14 protein-coding genes are annotated in these 17,802 nt (G+C 68.2%); 8 read left to right on the forward strand and 6 right to left on the reverse strand.

Translation table 11 applies throughout. The features are described from left to right. The first annotated feature begins 69 nt into the window (after positions 1-69). Positions 70-333, forward strand: coding sequence for a DUF397 domain-containing protein (locus tag ACZ5ZX_RS08885; RefSeq protein WP_044852839.1), 264 nt, complete (start codon positions 70-72; stop codon positions 331-333). Between the two features lie 8 nt (positions 334-341). On the opposite strand, the gene ACZ5ZX_RS08890 is transcribed toward ACZ5ZX_RS08885, so the two are convergent. The 5 genes from ACZ5ZX_RS08890 to ACZ5ZX_RS08910 all read right to left on the reverse strand — a co-directional run bounded on the left by ACZ5ZX_RS08890 (position 342) and on the right by ACZ5ZX_RS08910 (position 5,076). Beyond that, on the reverse strand, positions 342-1,223 hold the full coding sequence (locus ACZ5ZX_RS08890; RefSeq protein WP_465501419.1) for a nuclear transport factor 2 family protein: 882 nt from the start codon (positions 1,221-1,223) through the stop codon (positions 342-344). Between the two features lie 79 nt (positions 1,224-1,302). Continuing rightward, positions 1,303-2,244 carry an NADP-dependent oxidoreductase gene (locus tag ACZ5ZX_RS08895; protein ID WP_465501420.1) on the reverse strand — a complete coding sequence of 314 codons (942 nt, stop codon included), beginning with the start codon at positions 2,242-2,244 and terminating at the stop codon, positions 1,303-1,305. Positions 2,245-2,394: 150 nt separating this feature from the next. Then, the gene (locus ACZ5ZX_RS08900; RefSeq protein ID WP_465501421.1) at positions 2,395-3,351 is read right to left on the reverse strand and encodes an ankyrin repeat domain-containing protein; all 957 of its coding nucleotides are present in this window, start codon (positions 3,349-3,351) and stop codon (positions 2,395-2,397) included. Then, a complete protein-coding gene (locus ACZ5ZX_RS08905) occupies positions 3,335-4,171 on the reverse strand; it encodes a TIGR03620 family F420-dependent LLM class oxidoreductase (RefSeq protein ID WP_465501422.1) in 837 nt (278 codons plus the stop codon). The genes ACZ5ZX_RS08900 and ACZ5ZX_RS08905 overlap by 17 nt, the downstream gene beginning before the upstream one ends. Beyond that, positions 4,168-5,076: a TIGR03620 family F420-dependent LLM class oxidoreductase gene (locus ACZ5ZX_RS08910; protein ID WP_465501423.1), complete on the reverse strand. Its 909-nt coding sequence runs from the start codon at positions 5,074-5,076 to the stop codon at positions 4,168-4,170. The genes ACZ5ZX_RS08905 and ACZ5ZX_RS08910 overlap by 4 nt, the downstream gene beginning before the upstream one ends. 95 nt (positions 5,077-5,171) lie before the next feature. Here ACZ5ZX_RS08910 and ACZ5ZX_RS08915 point away from each other — a divergent pair, with 95 nt between their 5' ends. The 6 genes from ACZ5ZX_RS08915 to ACZ5ZX_RS08940 all read left to right on the forward strand — a co-directional run bounded on the left by ACZ5ZX_RS08915 (position 5,172) and on the right by ACZ5ZX_RS08940 (position 15,194). After that, complete coding sequence (locus ACZ5ZX_RS08915) at positions 5,172-5,738, forward strand: TetR/AcrR family transcriptional regulator (RefSeq protein WP_465501424.1); 567 nt, start codon at positions 5,172-5,174, stop codon at positions 5,736-5,738. Positions 5,739-5,833: 95 nt separating this feature from the next. Next, entirely contained in the window at positions 5,834-7,432 is a 1,599-nt protein-coding gene (gene serA, locus ACZ5ZX_RS08920; RefSeq protein WP_465501425.1) for a phosphoglycerate dehydrogenase, read from the forward strand. 314 nt (positions 7,433-7,746) lie between these two features. Then, a complete protein-coding gene (locus ACZ5ZX_RS08925; protein WP_465501426.1) occupies positions 7,747-11,151 on the forward strand; it encodes a S8 family serine peptidase in 3,405 nt (1,134 codons plus the stop codon). 235 nt (positions 11,152-11,386) lie between these two features. Beyond that, entirely contained in the window at positions 11,387-12,430 is a 1,044-nt protein-coding gene (locus tag ACZ5ZX_RS08930; RefSeq protein ID WP_037304890.1) for a 3-isopropylmalate dehydrogenase, read from the forward strand. A gap of 349 nt (positions 12,431-12,779) precedes the next feature. Continuing rightward, positions 12,780-14,414, forward strand: coding sequence for a citramalate synthase (cimA, locus tag ACZ5ZX_RS08935; RefSeq protein ID WP_465501427.1), 1,635 nt, complete (start codon positions 12,780-12,782; stop codon positions 14,412-14,414). A 9-nt stretch (positions 14,415-14,423) separates the two neighbouring features. After that, entirely contained in the window at positions 14,424-15,194 is a 771-nt protein-coding gene (locus ACZ5ZX_RS08940; protein ID WP_465501428.1) for a fumarylacetoacetate hydrolase family protein, read from the forward strand. Positions 15,195-15,261: 67 nt separating this feature from the next. Here ACZ5ZX_RS08940 and ACZ5ZX_RS08945 read toward each other — a convergent pair whose 3' ends face one another. Then, positions 15,262-16,500, reverse strand: coding sequence for an FAD-dependent oxidoreductase (locus tag ACZ5ZX_RS08945; RefSeq protein WP_465501429.1), 1,239 nt, complete (start codon positions 16,498-16,500; stop codon positions 15,262-15,264). A gap of 553 nt (positions 16,501-17,053) precedes the next feature. Here ACZ5ZX_RS08945 and ACZ5ZX_RS08950 point away from each other — a divergent pair. Continuing rightward, the gene (locus ACZ5ZX_RS08950) at positions 17,054-17,788 is read left to right on the forward strand and encodes an HAD family hydrolase (RefSeq protein WP_465501636.1); all 735 of its coding nucleotides are present in this window, start codon (positions 17,054-17,056) and stop codon (positions 17,786-17,788) included. Positions 17,789-17,802 lie beyond the last annotated feature (14 nt).

The raw sequence follows: 17,802 nt of genomic DNA on the forward strand, positions 1-17,802 counted from the left end.
CCGCGAAGGGGCCCTTCATCGCGAAGGGCCCCTTCGTTTTGCGCAGCGGAAAGCGATACTGTGGGCACCATGAGTAAGCAGCCGGTGGACGACAAGGCCCACATCCGGCACGAACTGGACATGAGCGACGCCAAGTGGATCCGGGCGGAGCCGGAAGGCGCCGACCTCGACGACTGCGTCGAGTACGCCTTCGTGCCGCACACCGACGGCGTCACCTACACCGCGATGCGCCAGTCCTCGAATCCGGACGGCACCGTCCTGGTGTTCACCCCGGCGGAATGGGACGCCTTCGTGAAGGGTGTCCGGGACGGCGAATTCAACCTCCCCGGCTAGCTTTCGGCTCAAACGAGGGCGAACAGTTCCTTCAGGCGTCCGGTGGCGGCCGCGATGGCGAGATGGTCGGCGTAGTCACGCGATTCGACGATCAGCCCGTCGCGTACGCGCAGCACGAAGATGTTGGAGACACGGAACTCCGGGCTGTCTCCAGCCGTGCCCTGATAGTCGAACTCGCCGATCACCACCTCGGGATCGAGGGTTTCGTGGATCACCAGATCGCGTACCTGGAAGCGGACCTTGCCCTGCTCGCCGAACTTGAAATGCTCGTGCAGATCCGCCCTGCTCCTGAGTGTCTTCGCGCCGGGCAGGAACGGGTGTGTCACATGGGTTTCCTCGGCGTAGAGCTCGGACAATTCACCCCAGGCGCCGTCCGCGACGCCATAGACGAGCTGCTCGAAGACCCCGCGCGGGCTCTTCGGATCCGCTGACGACTCGGGCCGGGGCGGGACCGGCGTGATCTCTCGATCCGCCGTTTCGTAGCTCTTGGCGAGTTCTTCGAGGCCGTCGCGTGCCACGGTCAGGCGCAGGTAGTCGTGGTAGTCGCGGGAGTGGGCGATGAGGCCGTCGCGCACGCGGAGGACCTGGACATTGGCGATGTCGAAGGACTTCCCGGTGTCGAGCGCCTCGCCGACGTTGCGGTACTCGGCGATGATCACCTCCGGGTCGGTCGTCCCGTGGATCAGGACATCGGTCCGCTCCATGCGGACGTTGAACCCTTCGGAGAAGATCTTCCGCAGCGTCTCACGACCTTCGAACCGGGACGGTACTGGCGGGCGCTGTGGATTCTCGACGACGGCGTCTTCCGTGTAGAGCTCGAACAGTTCGTCCCACCGTCGGGCGGTGACGAGTCCGGAAAGCTCGTCGAAGACGTCGCGGGGTGTGGTCATGGGTCCTCCCAGTCAGACAAACGGAGTCTGTAGTCCGTCTCCGACGATACGGACTACAGACTCCGCTTGTCCACCGGTTCTACTCGGCGACGGCGAGCACGACCTTCCCGGTGGTGCTCCCGGCGGCCACGAGTTCTTGCGCCTTCGCCGCCTCTTCCAGCGGGAACACGGTGTCGATGGTCGGCTTGAGCCGCCCGCTTTCGACCAGTTCCGTCAGCGCCAGCAGGCCGGTGCGGTCCGGCTCGGCGAGGGTGAACGCGGTGATGACGCCCGCGGCCGCGGCCAGTTCGGGCAGCCGCTCGTCGTTGGTGCGGGTCAGCTGGATCAGCCTGCCGCCGCGGCGGAGGGTCTTGAGCGACCGCGGTCCGTACTCCATGCCGATCGTGTCGAGGACGACATCGACGTCACGGACCTCCTCGGCGAAGTCCGCGGTGCGATAGTCGACGAGTTCGTCCGCGCCGAGGCCGCGCAGGAAATCATGCTTGGCCGCGCTGGCCGTGCCGATCACGTACGCGCCGCGCGCCTTGGCGATCTGGACCGCGAGATGTCCAACCCCGCCGGCCGCCGCGTGGATCAGAACGCGTTGCCCTGGCTGGATGTCCGCCGTGTCGACGAGACTCTGCCAGACGGTGAGCCCGGCGAGCGGGACCGCCGCCGCGTGCACGTGATCCAAAGTGGACGGTTTCCGCGCGAAGTGACGGCTCGGCGCGGCGACGTACTCGGCGTAGGCCCCCGCCTGGAACGGGAATGACGGCATGCCGAAGACCTCGTCACCGGGGGAGAACAGGGACGCGCCCGCGCCGACCTCCTTGACCACGCCGGAAACGTCCCAGCCGAGGATGAACGGCGGGTCGCCCATCGGGCCGATCCCGCCGGTCTCGCGGGTTTTCCAGTCGACGGGGTTGACGCCCGCGGCATGCACCCGGACCAGGATCTGAGTCGGGCCGGGGACGGGTCTCTCGACGTCGACGAGTTCGAGGACTTCGGGGCCGCCGAGGCGGTTCTGGCTGATCGCTCGCATGGGTTCATTGTTCGGCGGGCGTCGTACTTCGGCGAGGCTCGGGAGGGCCACCTGTCGTCAGGATCGGGACAGGGGTGGTGGGTGCCGGGATGCTATGAAAGGTCCTTTCCTTGCAAATTTTGCAAGGAAAGGACCTTTCATAGCGCGCGCTCAGGCGGACCGAAGAAGTGACAGGATCTCCGTCTGCCCGAAGTGCTCAGCCCACCCCAAGGCCGACGACGAGTACAACGAATCCTCAAGGGAAGGATCCGCGCCCGCCGTCAGCAAAGCCCGGACCGCGGCCACGTGTCCGCCCTGCACGGCCAGATGCAGTGCCGTGACGCCCTCGCCGTGGGAAAGACCGCCGAACGTGCCCCGGTGGTTCACCGCAGCCCCGAGCTCCGCCAAAGTCCCGATCACTTCGGCTTTCCCCTGGGCGGCGGCCCAAGCCAGCGCGGTCCCCCGATAGACGTCGGCGTCCACGTCGGCACCCCGCGCCACCAGCGTTCGTACCGCGTCGGACCGGTCGTTCCGCGCGGCCCAAGAAAGCGCCTCGTCGACGATCTCGGCCGGATCGTCGCTCGGTAGCCATTCCGGGAAACCGCTGTGCGGCCGGTAGAACTCGCGATGCGCGCCCGCCGCCGGGGAGAGTGTGCCGTCCGGCGCGATCAGGGTGCCGAGCAGGTCGGCCCGGCCGAGCCCCGCCGCCACCCGCAGGTTGCCGGGGGACACCCCGCGCGCCGCCAGCACTTCGGCGGCCTCGTGGTGGCCCCAGAACAACGCGACGACCAAGGGGGTCCCGCCGTCGCCGCGGGCCGGTACATCGACCGGGGCGCCCGCGTCGAGCAGCATCGTCACCAGCGGCGGCGAGCCGACGTAGCCGGCCTGGTGCAACGCCGTCCAGCCGTGCACGTTCGCCGACGCCGGATCGGCACCGTGCTCCAGCAGGATCCGGCACAGCCGCTCGTCGCGGGTCGCGGTGGCCATGCCGAGCAGGTCGTTCCCGTTCTTCCCGTGCGCGTGGACGAGGGTGGGGAGGTCACCGATCAGCCGCGCGAGCCCGTCGAGATCCCGCGCGTCGATCAGTTCGTGCGCCTTGTCGAAGGCGAGTTCAGCCGGTGACGTCACGCTTCCGCACGCTACCGCCCACCCCCGACAGAATCCGCCATTCGGCCAGCGGGATCCGGTCGTCCTCGGTCAGTACCTGCAGGCAGACGTGGTCCGCGCCCGCGTCCAGATGCGCCCGCACGCGGTCGTGGATCGCGTCCTCTCCAACGGCGACCAACGCGTCGACCAGCCGATCCGATCCGTAATCCTGTTCGGTGAACCCGAACCGGCGCAGGTTCGCCCGATGGTGGGCCGCCAGCTCCAGGTACGTCGACACGTGCCGCCGGGCGATCTCCCGGTCCGTGCCCAGCACCACGGCCTGCTCGACGGCGAGGAAGGCGGAGGGCCCCATGACCTCCCTGGCCATCGCGGTGTGTTCGACCGGGACGAAGTACGAATGTGCCCCATCAGCGCGTTCCGCCGCCAGCGAAAGCATCTTCGGCCCCAGCGCGGCCAGCAGCCGACGACGCGGGGAGTCCGGTGTGGACAGTGCGACCTCGTCCATCCCGTCGAGATACCCGCGCATCGCCTCCAGCGGTTTCGCGCCCGGCAAATGTCCGCCGAGCCCCAGGATGAACCGGCCCGGATAGGCCTCGCTCAGCGTTCTCTGCGCGGCAGCGGCGGCGAGCGGTTCCCGGTGGCCGAACCGCGCGATCCCGGTGGCGATGGTCAGCCGAGATGTCGCGGCCAGCAGCAGACCCGCTTGCGTGAACGCCTCCCGGCCCAGGTATTCCCCGAACCACAACGTGTCGAATCCCAGTTCTTCGACCTCGGAGGCCGCGTCGCGGACTTCGTCGATTTTCTTGCCGTCGAAGGAAAAGGTCCAGATTCCGACACTCATCGGGTCACCGCCGTCAAAGCCGGGGCGAGCCGTTCGAGCTGTGTCACCAGTGCTCCGAGTTCGTAGCCGACCGGGTTGACGAGCACGGTGTCCGCGCCGGCGTCGACGAGTTCCTTGATCCGCCGAGCGATCCGTTCCTCGTCACCCCAGGCGACCAGCCCGTCCACGAGCCGGTCGCTGACGCCGTCGATGTCCGCGTCGGTGTAGCCCAGCCGCTTCCAGCCCTTGAAGTAGTGCGGGACGTCGTACTGCTTCATCAGCGCGATGTCGTTCGCGACGCTCGCCCGCGCCTGCTCCCGATCGCCGAGCAGTACCGAATGGGTCGGAATGAGCAGCTTGTCCGGTCCGAGGATCTCGCGGGAGTACGGCGTGTGCTCGAAGGGCTGGGCGAACGGATGCGCGCCGTCCGCCGCGTCCCGGGCCAGTTCCAGCATCTTGGGGCCGACGGCGGCGAGGACACGCGCGAACGGTACCGGCGAAGGGAATTCGGCCGCGGCCTCGGCCATCTTCGCGAGGTACTCGCGGGTCTGTTCGAGCGGCCGGTAAACCGAACCGGTCTTCGCCGCCTGGTGGGCGTGGCCGATGCCGACCCCGAGCACGAACCGGCCGGGGAAGGCGTGCGCGAGCGTCCGGCCGCCTGCCTGGGTGGTGTACGCGGGCCGTGACCAGATGTTGGCGATGCCGGTGCCGACCACCACTCGTTCGGTCGAGGAGAGCGTGATCGCGCTGTGCGCGAACAGTTCCCGGTTCCCCGGTCCTTCACCGGCCCACACGGTGCGGTAGCCCAGCTCTTCCAGCCGTCGCGTCGCGCGCCGCTCCTCGTCGGGCGGTGGCTGGACCATGCCCAGCGGCAACCAGACACCGACCGGTCCGAGCCGGTCCCGTGTCTCTTCGATCAGGTTCATTCTTGTCTCTCCAGCTAAGGTGAGGCAGCCTCCGGTTACCTGGAGAACTATACGGAGGCTGCCTCCGATTTGTCGAGGCTAGGCTCGGGAGTGCGATGGACACCGTGAAGAGACCGCTGCGCGCGGACGCCCGGCGTAACTACGAGCGCCTCCTCGAAGAGGCGAGGCGCGCCTTCGCCGCGAACGGGGTCGAGGCGTCGCTGGAAGAGATCGCCCGTCAGGCCGGTGTCGGCATCGGGACGCTCTACCGTCACTTCCCGACGCGGGAGGCCTTGGTCGAGACCGTGCTGCGCGAGGGGTTCGACGCGCAGGCGGCGGCGGCCCGCGAACTCCTCGGCTCGCCGGAGCCGCTGGGCGCGCTGAAGGCCTGGCTCGCCGGGATGGGTGAACAGTCGGCGCGGTATCGCGGGCTACCCGAACTGATGGTCGACGTCCTCAACGACGAAACCTCTCCGCTGTACGCCTCGTGCCACGCGATGCGTGATGGCGTATCCCACCTGGTGGAAAGGGCGAAGGCTTCAGGGGAGCTCCGGGCGGACGTCACAGCACACGAATTACTGGTGTTGTTGCACGCGCTTTCCTGGGCCAGTGAACATCTTTCGGGTGACAAGGGCCTCGACCGGCTCCTCGATCTCGTTTTCGCCGGATTACGGGCGAGTTAACAATCCCTTGTCACCAGGTCTAAACTGCGGCGCAACCGGGCACAACGGCGTGGCCGTAGTTCTGAGGCACTGGACCAGATAGTGGGAGCCGTATCGTGACCAAGCCGAACAAGCCCGTCGTCCTCATCGCGGAGAAGCTCGCTCCTTCCGTGCTGAGCGTGTTCTCCGACGAGGTCGAGGTCCAGCATGTGGACGGTACGGACCGCCCCGCGCTGCTCGAAGCCGTGAAGACCGCGGACGCGCTGCTCGTGCGGTCCGCCACCAAGGTCGACGCCGAGGTCCTCGCCGCGACCACCTCGCTCAAGGTGGTCGCCCGCGCCGGCGTCGGGCTGGACAACGTCGAGGTCCCCGCCGCCACCGAACGCGGTGTGCTGGTGGTCAACGCGCCGACGTCGAACATCGTCTCCGCCGCCGAGCACGCCGTCGCGCTGCTGCTCGCGGTCGCCCGCCGGGTCCCGGCGGCGGACCAGAGCCTCCAGGGTGGCGCGTGGAAGCGCAGCGCCTACTCCGGTGTCGAGATCCAGGGCAAGACCATCGGCGTGGTCGGCCTCGGCAAGATCGGCCAGCTGTTCGCGCAGCGCCTCGCCGCCTTCGACACCAAGCTCATCGCGTACGACCCCTACGTCTCGGCGGCTCGCGCCGCGCAGCTCGGCATCGAGCTGGTCACGCTGGACGAGCTGCTGGAGCGCGCCGACGCGATCTCCATCCACCTGCCGAAGACCCCGGAGACCAAGGGCCTGATCGGCGCCGAGGCGCTCAAGAAGGTCAAGCAGGGCGTCATCATCGTCAACGCCGCGCGCGGTGGCCTCATCGACGAGGAGGCGCTGGCGGACGCGGTGCGCTCCGGCCACGTCGGCGGCGCCGGTGTCGACGTGTTCGTCACCGAGCCGACCACCGAGAGCCCGCTGTTCGGGCTGCCGAACGTCGTCGTCACGCCGCACCTCGGCGCGTCGACCGCCGAGGCGCAGGACCGCGCGGGCACCGACGTCGCGAAGTCCGTGCTGCTCGCGCTGCGCGGCGACTTCGTGCCGGACGCGGTGAACGTCGCGGGCGGCGGCACGGTCGGCGAGCTCGTGCGGCCGTACCTCTCGCTCACCCAGAAGCTCGGCACCGTGCTGACCGCGCTCAACCCGAAGGCGCCGTCCTCGGTCACCGTCGTGGTCAAGGGCGAGCTGTCCAGCGAGGACGTCAGCGTGCTCCCGCTCGCCGCCGAGCGCGGCGTGTTCTCCGGCGTCGTCGAGGACCAGGTCACCTTCGTGAACGCGCCGCGGGTGGCGGAGGAACTGGGTGTCGAGGTCGAACTGGTCACCGAGACCGAAAGCCCCAAGTTCCGCAGCCTGGTCACCGTCCGCGCGGTCTACGCCGACGGCGCGACCCTGTCGGTGTCCGGTTCGGTCACCGGGAAGGACGACGTCGAGAAGCTGGTCGAGGTCAACGGCCGCCACTTCGACCTGCGCGCCGAGGGCAACGTGCTGCTGCTCGAGTACCCGGACCGTCCGGGCATCATGGGCCGCGTCGGCACGCTGCTCGGCGAGGCGGGCATCAACATCGAGGCCGCGCAGATCAGCCAGACCACCGACGGCGCGGACGCGGTGATGCTGCTGCGCGTCGACCGTTCCGTGGACTCGCACCTGCTGGAGCCGATCGGCGCCACCGTGGGCGCGCACACCATCCGCGCGGTCAACTTCGGCTGACCCTCGAGTCCCTGATTGCGCGTGAAGGCCCCCTTCCCTCGGCTCAGCCGAGGGAAGGGGGCCTTCACGCGCATTCCCGCGATTAGTCGACTAACTGCGGTCGTTGTGTGTGCGGGGTTCGCGAAATGCAGAGCAAGATTCAATAACGGTGAAAAATGCCTACTGAAGTCGGGCTGGTCCCCGGATAGGTTCTTGCGGCGAGGCCGAACCATCGCGTCGTGAAGGGCACGGCGCGGCGCCGGGGCTCACCGTCGGGGGTGTGTTCGAGCGGCAGGCAGGTTCGAAGTCAAGGCCTCGAGTGAGGGCACGTACTCATGAACAGATCCCGCGTACCCCGGTGGGCCATCCGCTCATCGGCCGCGGTCTTCGCCGCACTGCTCGCGACGTCCGTGACCGGGGCGACGGCAGCCGCACAGGATGTCCCGCTCGCGGACGGCGTCACGCCGGCGAAGATCGACCGTAATGGCTTCCAGGGGAAGGTCGAACCGAAGCTCAAGGCCGCGCAGGGGCAGATCACCGCCTTTGTCGAGCTGGCCAAGCAGCCGGCCGTCGACGCCTTCAACGCCGAGCAGAACAAGGGCGCAGGCAAGGAGAAGGCCAAGCAGGCCGCGAAGGCCGCCAAGGCCGACGCCGCCGCCACGGTGAACTCGGTCGTCGGTCAGCTCAAGGCCGCCGACGCCGGGACCCAGCTGGTCACCCAGACCTCGAACGCGGTCGCGGGCGCGGTCGTCACGGCCGACGCGGCGAAGATCCGCGAGCTGGCGAAGCGGCCGGACGTCATCTCGGTCAAGAAGGTGGTGCCGAAGACCCGCACCAACTCCAGCGCGGTCCAGCTGACCAACACGCTCGCGTCGTGGCAGCAGACCGGCCGCTACGGCGACGGCATCCGCGTCGGCGTGATCGACGACGGCATCGACTACACCCACGCCGACTTCGGCGGCCCGGGCACGGTCGAGGCGTACAAGGCGATCAACCGCGACCAGGCCACCCCGGCCTTCCCGACCGGCAAGGTCGTCGGCGGTGTCGACCTGGTCGGTGACACCTACGACTCGGGCAGCGCCGACCCGGCCCACAAGACCCCGAAGCCCGACCCCAACCCGCTCGCCTGCGGCCACCACGGCACGCACGTCGCGGGCACGGTCGCCGGATTCGGTGTGGACGAAGCGGGCAAGACCTTCACGGGCGACTACAAGAAGCTCACCAAGAAGAAGATCGAAGCGATGCAGATCGGCCCGGGCACCGCGCCCAAGGCCCTGCTGTACGCGATCAAGGTCTTCGGCTGCGAGGGCTCGACCAACGTCACCTCGCAGGCGCTCGACTGGTCGCTCGACCCGGACGGCGACGGCGACTTCACCGACCACCTCGACGTGGTCAACCTGTCGCTCGGCGGCGACTTCGCCACCCCGGACGACCCGGACTCGCTGTTCGTGCGCAAGATCGCCGCGAACAACGTCGTCCCGGTGTTCTCCGCGGGCAACGGCGGCGACCTCAACGACGTCGGCGGCGCGCCGGGCAACACGCCCGAGGCGCTGACCGTCGCCAGCAGCCGTGACGCGTCCGTCCTGCGCGACGCCGTCGAAGCCGTCGCTCCCGACGGTGTCAAGGGTGCGAAGACCGGGCAGTTCAGCCAGAACTACGCGGCCTACGAAACGCTCGACGTCACCGCGCCGGTGGTCGCCATCTCGGCCGACAACGCCGCGGGCTGCAAGCCGTACTCCGACGCCGACAAGGCGAAGGCCGCGGGCAAGATCGTGTTCCTCGAATGGGACGACAACGACGCGACCCGCGCGTGCGGTTCGGGCGCCCGCTCGAACAACGCGCAGGCCGCCGGTGCCAAGGGCGCGCTCTTCTCGTCCACGCTGGAGCACTTCTCGGCCGGGATCGCGGGCAACGCGGCCCTGCCGACGTTCCAGTTCACCGGCAGCGCGACCGCCTCGGTCCGTCCGGCGCTGGCCGCCGGCACGCTGCAGATCCGCATGACCGGCAAGGGCCGCGTGTCCGTGCCGACCACCGATCAGTCCATTGTGGACACCCCGAGCTCGTTCACCTCGCGTGGCGGGCGTGGTCCGGCGGTCAAGCCGGACGTCTCGGCGCCCGGTGACTCGATCTCGTCGGCGCTGGCGGGCAGCGGTGCCGGACGCCTGGTCATCTCCGGGACGTCGATGGCGGCTCCGCACACCTCGGGTATCACCGCCCTGATCCGTCAGGCTCACCCCGACTGGTCGGTCGAGGAGGTCAAGGCCTCGGTCATCAACACCGCCGGTCACGACATCCACGACGCCTCCGGCCGCACCTACGGACCGCAGCGCGTCGGCAGCGGCCGGATCGACGCGAAGGCCGCGCTGGACAACCAGGTCCTGGCCTACGTCGTCGACAACCCCGGCTTCGTCACGGTCAACTTCGGTGTCGTCGAAGCGGGCGGTCCGGTCACCCTGACCAAGACGGTCAAGGTGGTCAACAAGGGCATCAAGCCGGTCGAGTATTCGGTGGGCTACGAAGCCGTGAACTCGCTCCCCGGTGTCGAGTACACAGTGGACAAGCCGACCGTGAAGCTGAGCCCGCGCGGTGTCGCGCTGGTGAAGGTGACCCTGAAGATCGCCGACCCCAAGGCGCTGCGCAAGGTCATGGACCCGACCATGGCGGCGACGCAGGTCGGCCTCGCCCGGCAGTTCGTGGCGGACGCCTCCGGCCGGATCGCGTTCACCCCGAAGAGCGGCACTACCGTTCCGCTGCGCCTCTCGGTGTACTCCGCGCCGAAGCCCGTCTCGTCGATCAACACCCCGGGCAACGTCAACTTCGGCGCCGGCCAGAACCAGGCCGTGCTGAACCTGACCGGCAAGGGCGTGGACCAGGGCACCGGCCCGCAGCGGTACCGCTCGCTGATCAGCGTGCTCGAACTGCAGGCGGAATCCCCGCAGCTGCCCGAGTGCGACGGCGACATCACCACCGACTGCACGCTGAACCAGACCGCCAAGGGCGGCGACCTGCGCTACGTCGGCGCGGCGTCCACGGCTCCGCTGGCCAAGGCGCAGGGGCAGCCGGAGAACGCGTTGCTGGCCTTCGGTCTCACCACCTGGAGCGATCTGGCCAACATGGGCAGCAACACCTCGCCGTTCGTGGACATCGACACCACGGGCGACGGGCAGCCGGACTTCGAAACCTACGTGACCAAGGTGACGTCCACCGACGTCCTCGTGGCGGTCACCGTGGCGCTGAAGCCGGGCTTCCCGCAGGTGGACATCCAGCCGGTCAACGGTCAGCTCGGCGACGTCGACACCAACGTGTACGACACCAACGCCGTCGTGCTGCCGGTGAGCATCGCGGCACTGGGCATCGACCCGAACGCCGCGTCGCACAAGATCAGCTACACGGTCGGGACCTCCGGGTTCTACGCGGCGCCGGGTGCGGGCTCGTCGACGATCGACTACGTCGGCACGCCGCTTTCGTTCGACGCCTTGGCTCCCTCGTACACGGTCCAGGGCGGCGGCGACTCCGCGCTGGGCTACGTCGCGAAGCCGGGCACGGCGCTGGTGGTCAACCGCAACGCGGCCGCGCAGGACACCGTCCTGGGCCTGCTGGCGATCGAGCACCACAACGCCTCGGGCAACCGGGCGAACGTGGTGAAGATCCAGGCGAACGCCGGTGGCGGCAACGCGGGTGTCGACCGGCCGGGCAACGGCGGCAGGCACACCGGACGTCAGCCGATCGGGGTCGGCTGATCCACGGTGCGGTAATCCGCGTTCGATGAGGTGAGGGACGCCCTGGCGGCAGGCTTTTCGCCAGGGCGTCCCTTCTTGTTTTCACCCTTTCGGCTGTCTCGCTCTGTGGGAGGTTCCGGCATAAGGGTGGTGCGGCTACGGCTACCGGGCTACAGCCGGTAACCTTCCGCTGCTGGCGTTTTCTTGCGGATGGGCCATCCGGACTGCCGGTGGCCTGGTCTACGGAGGTGTGTGGATGCGGCTCGCGGTGATCCCAGGAGACGGGATCGGGCCCGAAGTGGTCTCCGAGGCGCTCAAGGTGCTCGGTGAGGTCGTACCGGCGGCGGAGATCACGAACTACGACCTCGGCGCCGCCCGGTGGCACTCCACCGGCGAGCTGCTCCCGGAGTCCGTACTCGGTGAACTCCGGCAGCACGACGCGATCCTGCTGGGCGCGGTGGGCGACCCGACGGTGCCGAGCGGCATTCTGGAGCGTGGGCTGCTGCTGCGGCTCCGGTTCGAGCTCGACCACCATGTGAACCTCCGCCCCGCGCGGTTGTACCCGGGTGTGCGCGGCCCGCTCGCCGACTCGGGCGAGATCGACATGGTCGTCGTGCGTGAAGGCACCGAAGGCCCGTACGCGGGCAACGGTGGCTTGCTGCGCAAGGACACCGAGCACGAGATCGCGACGGAGGTCAGCGTCAACACGGCGTTCGGCGTCCGGCGCGTGGTGACCGACGCGTTCAACCGGGCTGAGGCCCGGCCTCGTAAGCACCTGACGCTCCTGCACAAGACGAACGTGCTGGAGTACGCGGGTTCGCTGTGGTCGCGGATCGTCGAAGAGGTCTCGTTGGAGCACCCGGAGGTGACTGTCGCCTACTCCCATGTGGACGCCGCCACCATCCACCTGGTGACCGACCCGTCCCGCTTCGACGTCGTGGTGACGGACAACCTGTTCGGCGACATCATCACCGACCTCGCGGCGGCGGTGACCGGTGGCATCGGGCTCGCGGCGAGCGGGAACCTCGACATCACGCGGCGGAACCCGAGCATGTTCGAGCCGGTGCACGGCAGTGCCCCGGACATCGCGGGCCAGGGTCTCGCCGACCCGACCGCCGCGGTGCTTTCGGTCGCGTTGCTGCTGGACCACTTGGGACAGAAGGAAGCGGCGCGGCGGATCGAGGCCTCGGTCGCCTTCGACCTCGCGACCCGTGACCAGGCGTCGCCCGGTGCGACGCACGCGATCGGGGACCGGCTGGCCGCCCTCGTTTCGTCGAACGTGCGCACGGTCACGCAGTAACGACCGCTCGACTTCGGTCTGAAGGTCTGAAGGGGCTGAAGGGGCCCTTCACCGCATGCGACGCGGTGAAGGGCCCCTTCGTCGCATGTGATGAGGGGAAAGCGTCCTTCAGCTCCCGCCCGGCGCTCCCAGCACGTGGGAATACCAGCCCGGCTTGTGGACGCCCGGCGGGGCGTGTGCCATGATGCGTTCGTGACCTCCTGCACCATCATTATCGCCGAGCGCGCCGGATAACCGCTCCACAAGAGCCCCCGGCGCGCAACCTCTCGCACCCATGCGGGAGGTTTTTTTGTTGTCAAAAACACAGCGTTGCCTGAACCAGCTTCGCCACCACCACGAGGAGTTCCCCGTGACTCGCACGGAGCCCGCCGACACCCCGCTCGGCGACGCATTCCACCTCTACGACACGACGTTGCGCGACGGCGCGCAGCGCGAGGGGATCTCCTACTCCGTCACGGACAAACTGGCGGTGGCGAGGCTGCTCGACGATCTCGGGGTCGGGTTCATCGAAGGAGGATGGCCGGGCGCGTTGCCCAAGGACACGGAATTCTTCGCCCGCGCCGCTTCCGGCGAACTGAAACTCCGCCACGCCGCGCTCGTGGCCTTCGGCGCGACCCGGAAGGCGGGCGCCAAAGCGGAGCAGGACACGCAGGTTCGCGCCCTGCTCGACTCCCAGGCGCCGGTGATCACGCTGGTGGCCAAATCGGACCTTCGCCACATCGAGCGCGCGCTGCGGGTCGACGTCGACGAAGCCTGCGAGATGGTGCGGGACACCGTCGCGTTCCTCGTCGGCGAAGGACGCCGCGTCTTCCTTGACGCGGAACACTTTTTCGACGGCTACGCGTTCTCCCCGGACACCGCGTTGAAGGTGCTCGACGCGGGGATGAACGCCGGCGCCGATGTCGCCGTGCTGTGCGACACCAACGGCGGCCAGTTGCCGCTCGGCCTCGCGGAAACCGTCCGCGAGGTCAAGGAAAGGACCGGATTCCGGCTCGGAATCCATTGCCAGGACGACACTTCCTGCGCGGTGGCGAACTCCGTCGCCGCCGTGCAGGCCGGCGTGACGCACGTCCAGTGCACCGCCAATGGTTACGGTGAACGGGCGGGTAACGCCGATCTGTTCGCCGTGACGGGAAATCTGGTGACCAAGCTCGGAATGGAGGTGCTCCCGACCGGAGGCGCCGCCGAGCTCACCCGGGTCTCCCATGCGCTTGCCGAAATCGCGAACCTCGCCCCCTACACCCACCAGGCTTACGTAGGGGCGTCGGCCTTCGCCCACAAGGCGGGACTGCACGCGAGCGCGATCAAGGTGGATCCGTTGCTGTACAACCACATCGATCCAGCTTCTGTCGGCAATGACATGCGGGTACTGGTCACCGAGATGGCCGGCAGGGCCAGCCTGGAGCTCAAGGGACGTGAGCTCGGGGTCGACCTTGCCGGCCAGCCCGAAGCGCTGACGAGCGCCGTACGCAAGGTGAAGCAACTCGAATCCGAGGGTTGGTCCTTCGAAGCCGCGGACGCTTCACTGGAACTGTTGCTGCGGCGGGAGGTCGACGGCCCGCAGAACGACGTCCTCGACGAACCGCCGTTCGAACTCGAGTCCTACCGGGTCGTACTGGACCACCGTTCCGACGGCGAGGTCGTCTCCGAGGCCACGGTCAAGGTGCACGTCGCCGGGCAGCGCGTGATCGCCACGGCCGAAGGCAACGGCCCCGTGCACGCGCTCGACGCCGCCCTGCGTGAGGCGCTCAGCCCGCATCTGTCCTGGTTGGACAGTGTCGAGCTGGCCGACTACAAGGTGCGGATCCTGCCAGGCCATCCCGGCACGGACGCCGTCACGCGTGTGCTCGTCGAGACCAGCGACGGTGAACGGGAATGGACCACGGTCGGCGTGCACGGCAACATCGTCGAAGCGAGCTGGCTCGCGCTGTGCGACGCGCTCGTGCACAAGTCCCTCAGTGAGGCACCCGCGCACAGGTCGTAGAGTGGGGGAGTGCGCCTAGCCCGAATTGCTCATCCCGGTGGTGTCGCGTTCGCTTCGATCGAAGGGGACGGCGACGACGCCCAGGTACTGGAAATCGCCGAGCACCCCTTCGGCAACCCCAACTTCACCGGCAAGCGCTGGCCGCTCGCCGATGTCCGGCTGCTCGCGCCGATCCTCCCGTCGAAGGTGATCGCGGTCGGCCGCAACTACGCCAAACACGCCGCCGAGTTCGGCAACGAGGTCCCGGCGGACCCGATGCTGTTCATCAAGCCGTCGACCACGGTGATCGGCCCGAACGCCCCCATCCGTCGTCCCGACGGCATCGGCCGCGTCGATTTCGAGGGTGAACTGGCGATCGTCATCGGCCAGCCGGTGAAGAACGTGCCCGCCGCCCGCGCGGCGAGTGTGATCCTCGGCTACACCGTGGCGAACGACGTCAGCGCGCGTGACCTGCAGAAGGCCGACGGCCAGTGGGGCCGGGCGAAGGGTTTCGACACCTTCTGCCCGCTCGGCCCGTGGATCGAGACCTCGATCGACGCGGCCGACCTCGCGCTCAGGTCCGAGGTGGACGGTGTCCTCAAACAGGACGGCCGGACGTCGGACCTGGTGCACAAGATCCCCGAACTGGTCGAATTCGTGTCCGGGGTGATGACCCTGCTGCCCGGCGACGTCATCCTGACCGGGACTCCCGAGGGCGTCGGCCCGATCGAGGACGGGCAGTCGGTGTCGATCACCATCGAGGGCATCGGCACCCTGACGAATCCGGTCCAGGCCGTCTGACGCGTGTTATGAACGGGACTTTCATTGCAAAATTTGCAATGAAAGTCCCGTTCATAACATCCGGAGGTTAGCTCCCGGCCGGCTCCATCGTCCGCCGCGCGAAGGCCGGGGCGTGCTCGGGCCGGAGACCGAGGCCCAGCAGCCGCGCGGGGAAATAGGACAGCGCGGGGAAGCGGCTGAAGAGCTTCACCATCACGGCGGGCGGGCCGTCGCGCCTGCCCGCCATGACCGGCTGCATGATGTTCTTGTGCAACAGCCGTTGCAGCCCCTGCACCAGCATCGTCGGCGCGAGACGGCGCTTGCGGACCTTCGCCAGGTCCGCCGCGGACGGCCTGCCCCGCCGCAGCGGTTCGGCGAGCAGGGTGGCGGCCGCGACCGCGTCCTGTACCGCGAGGTTGATGCCGACCCCGCCGATCGGCGACATCGCGTGCGCCGCGTCACCGATGCACAGCAGCCCGTCGAGGTGCCATTTCCGCAGCAGGTTCAGCTTGACGTCGAGGAACTTGATGTCGTCGGTCGTCTTCAGCTCGTCCACGCGATCGGCGAACTCTGGGCAGACGTCGGCCACGTTGTCCCGGAACCATTCGATGCCCTTGGTCCGCAGGTCCTCGCCCTTGGGGCCCAGGTAGGCGACCTGGAAGTAGCCCTTCCTCGGCAGCGGCACCGCGAACCGGCGGTTCCGCATCTTCGGGGTCAGCATGCCTTCCCCTTCGCCCTCCCGCCGCGAGATCCGGAACCACCACACGTCGAACGGGGTGCCGTACTCCTTCGGCATCAGCCCGGCCTCCCGCCGGGCCAGTGACCAGCGGCCGTCGGCGGCGATCACCAGGTCGGCGCGCAGTTCGCCGGTCTTTCCTTCGGCGTCGCGGTAGCGGACCCCGGCCACCCTGCCCTGTTCCAGGATCAGCCCGGTCATCTCGGTGCTCTGCCGCAGGGTGAACGTGGCCTCCTTCGCGCCGGCGTCGGCGAGCAGGTTCAGGAAGTCCCACTGCGGGACCATCGCGATGTAGGGGTGCGCCACCTTCAGCCGGGTCAGGTCGGCCAGCCGCATCATCGTGCCGTCTTCAGCGGGGAAGCCGGCGTAGGTGAGCTCACTGTGCGGCAGGCTGAGGAACTTCTCGCCGAGCCCCAGCTCGTCCAGCAAGGTCAACGTCGACGGGTGCACGGTGTCGCCGCGGAAGTCCCTCAGGAAGTCCTTGTGCTTCTCCAGCACCGTGACCTCGACGCCCGCCCTGGCCAGCAGCAACCCGGCGACCATACCGGCGGGGCCACCGCCGACGACCACGCAGTTCGTGCGTTCGTTCATCCGTCCCACCCCTTCGAATCCCTTATTCATCACCTGTTGAATAAGCTCAGCATGCACCTGTCCGGCCGGTGCGTCAAGCGCCATTCGGACGGAGCCGCCGATCGGGGCATGGTGCGGCGGTGCCCCGTGAGCGGCCGGATTAACTGTCCAAAGAGGACTTGAGTCGGGTGGGATCGGTCCCGGAAGGACAGTCGAAAAGGAACGCGGCCGGAGGTGCCCTTGTGGACGGTCCGGGTTTCAAGTCCTGTAAGGCTTTCGTGTCCGTTACAGGGCGTGCGCGAACTCGCGGGACGGGAATGTGCCGAACAGTGATCTTTCACTCGGTCGTCGTCGTTCGGCGTTGTCCGGTAACTAAAACACGACATCTCACCAACTGGGAGTAGAGTGCCCGCGCCGGAACAGAGCAGCCTTAATCACCTCATCGGCAGAGTCGCGATCGCGCTGGGTGCCCTAGCCTCACTTGGTGGATTTCGCTCTCGTGCCCCGGACCCCGTCACGAACCACGCCTGCCGTTCCGGACGGAGCCCCTTGGGAGCCCCCGGAGTTGCGGTTGGTGTGTCTCGACATCGACGACACTTTGATCGACTGCACGGCGGCGATCCGGCTCAGCTTGCGCGCGCTCACCGGCCAGAACGACCTGTGGCCACTGTGGGATCTCATCACCGAAGAGCATGTCGCGCTGGTGGTCGCGGGCGAAATCGATTACGCGACCATGCATCACAAGCGTACTGAATGCTTCCTCGCGGAGATCGGCATTCTGGCCGACGAAGACCAGGTCACCGGCTTTGAAAGACGCCGACGTGAAATTCTCACGCGTTCATGGCAATTGTTCGATGATGTCCTTCCCTGTCTGGAATGGTTACGCGCCGCCGGTGTCCTTGTCGCGGCCGTCACCAACGCGTCGGGGGTACACCAGCGCAAGAAGATCGCCGATCTCGGCCTCGCCCGGTTCTTCGACCACGTCGCCATCGCCGGTGAACTCGGCGTAGCCAAACCGGATCCGGTGATGTTCCACTCGGTCTGCCTCAGCCTCGGCTGTGACCCGGCACAAGCGGTCCACGTCGGGGACAAGCTCGACACCGACGCCATCGGCGCCCGCGACGCCGGACTGGGGGCCGTCTGGCTCGACCGGGACGGTATCGCCGAGCGCGCCCCGGCGGGGGTGCACACCATCTCCGGCCTCGACGAGCTCCCTGAGCTGCTCGTTTCCGAGTTCGCGAAGCTCGGTGTCCCGGCCCAGCGCGCTACGGAGACCCCCGCTTTCACGGTGCGGAACAGTGTGCTCTAGTATTCTTTCTCGTG

The organism is Amycolatopsis sp. NPDC033938, from assembly GCF_055575975.1.

What these genes read in the sequence shown, in the direction of transcription:
- ACZ5ZX_RS08930 (WP_037304890.1), top strand. Translation starts at nt 11,387, where the DNA reads ATGCGGCTCGCGGTGATCCCAGGAGACGGGATCGGGCCCGAAGTGGTC.
- ACZ5ZX_RS08945 (WP_465501429.1), bottom strand. Translation starts at nt 16,500, where the DNA reads ATGAACGAACGCACGAACTGCGTGGTCGTCGGCGGTGGCCCCGCCGGT.
- ACZ5ZX_RS08885 (WP_044852839.1), top strand. Translation starts at nt 70, where the DNA reads ATGAGTAAGCAGCCGGTGGACGACAAGGCCCACATCCGGCACGAACTG.
- ACZ5ZX_RS08910 (WP_465501423.1), bottom strand. Translation starts at nt 5,076, where the DNA reads ATGAACCTGATCGAAGAGACACGGGACCGGCTCGGACCGGTCGGTGTC.
- ACZ5ZX_RS08925 (WP_465501426.1), top strand. Translation starts at nt 7,747, where the DNA reads ATGAACAGATCCCGCGTACCCCGGTGGGCCATCCGCTCATCGGCCGCG.
- ACZ5ZX_RS08895 (WP_465501420.1), bottom strand. Translation starts at nt 2,244, where the DNA reads ATGCGAGCGATCAGCCAGAACCGCCTCGGCGGCCCCGAAGTCCTCGAA.
- ACZ5ZX_RS08915 (WP_465501424.1), top strand. Translation starts at nt 5,172, where the DNA reads ATGGACACCGTGAAGAGACCGCTGCGCGCGGACGCCCGGCGTAACTAC.
- ACZ5ZX_RS08890 (WP_465501419.1), bottom strand. Translation starts at nt 1,223, where the DNA reads ATGACCACACCCCGCGACGTCTTCGACGAGCTTTCCGGACTCGTCACC.
- ACZ5ZX_RS08905 (WP_465501422.1), bottom strand. Translation starts at nt 4,171, where the DNA reads ATGAGTGTCGGAATCTGGACCTTTTCCTTCGACGGCAAGAAAATCGAC.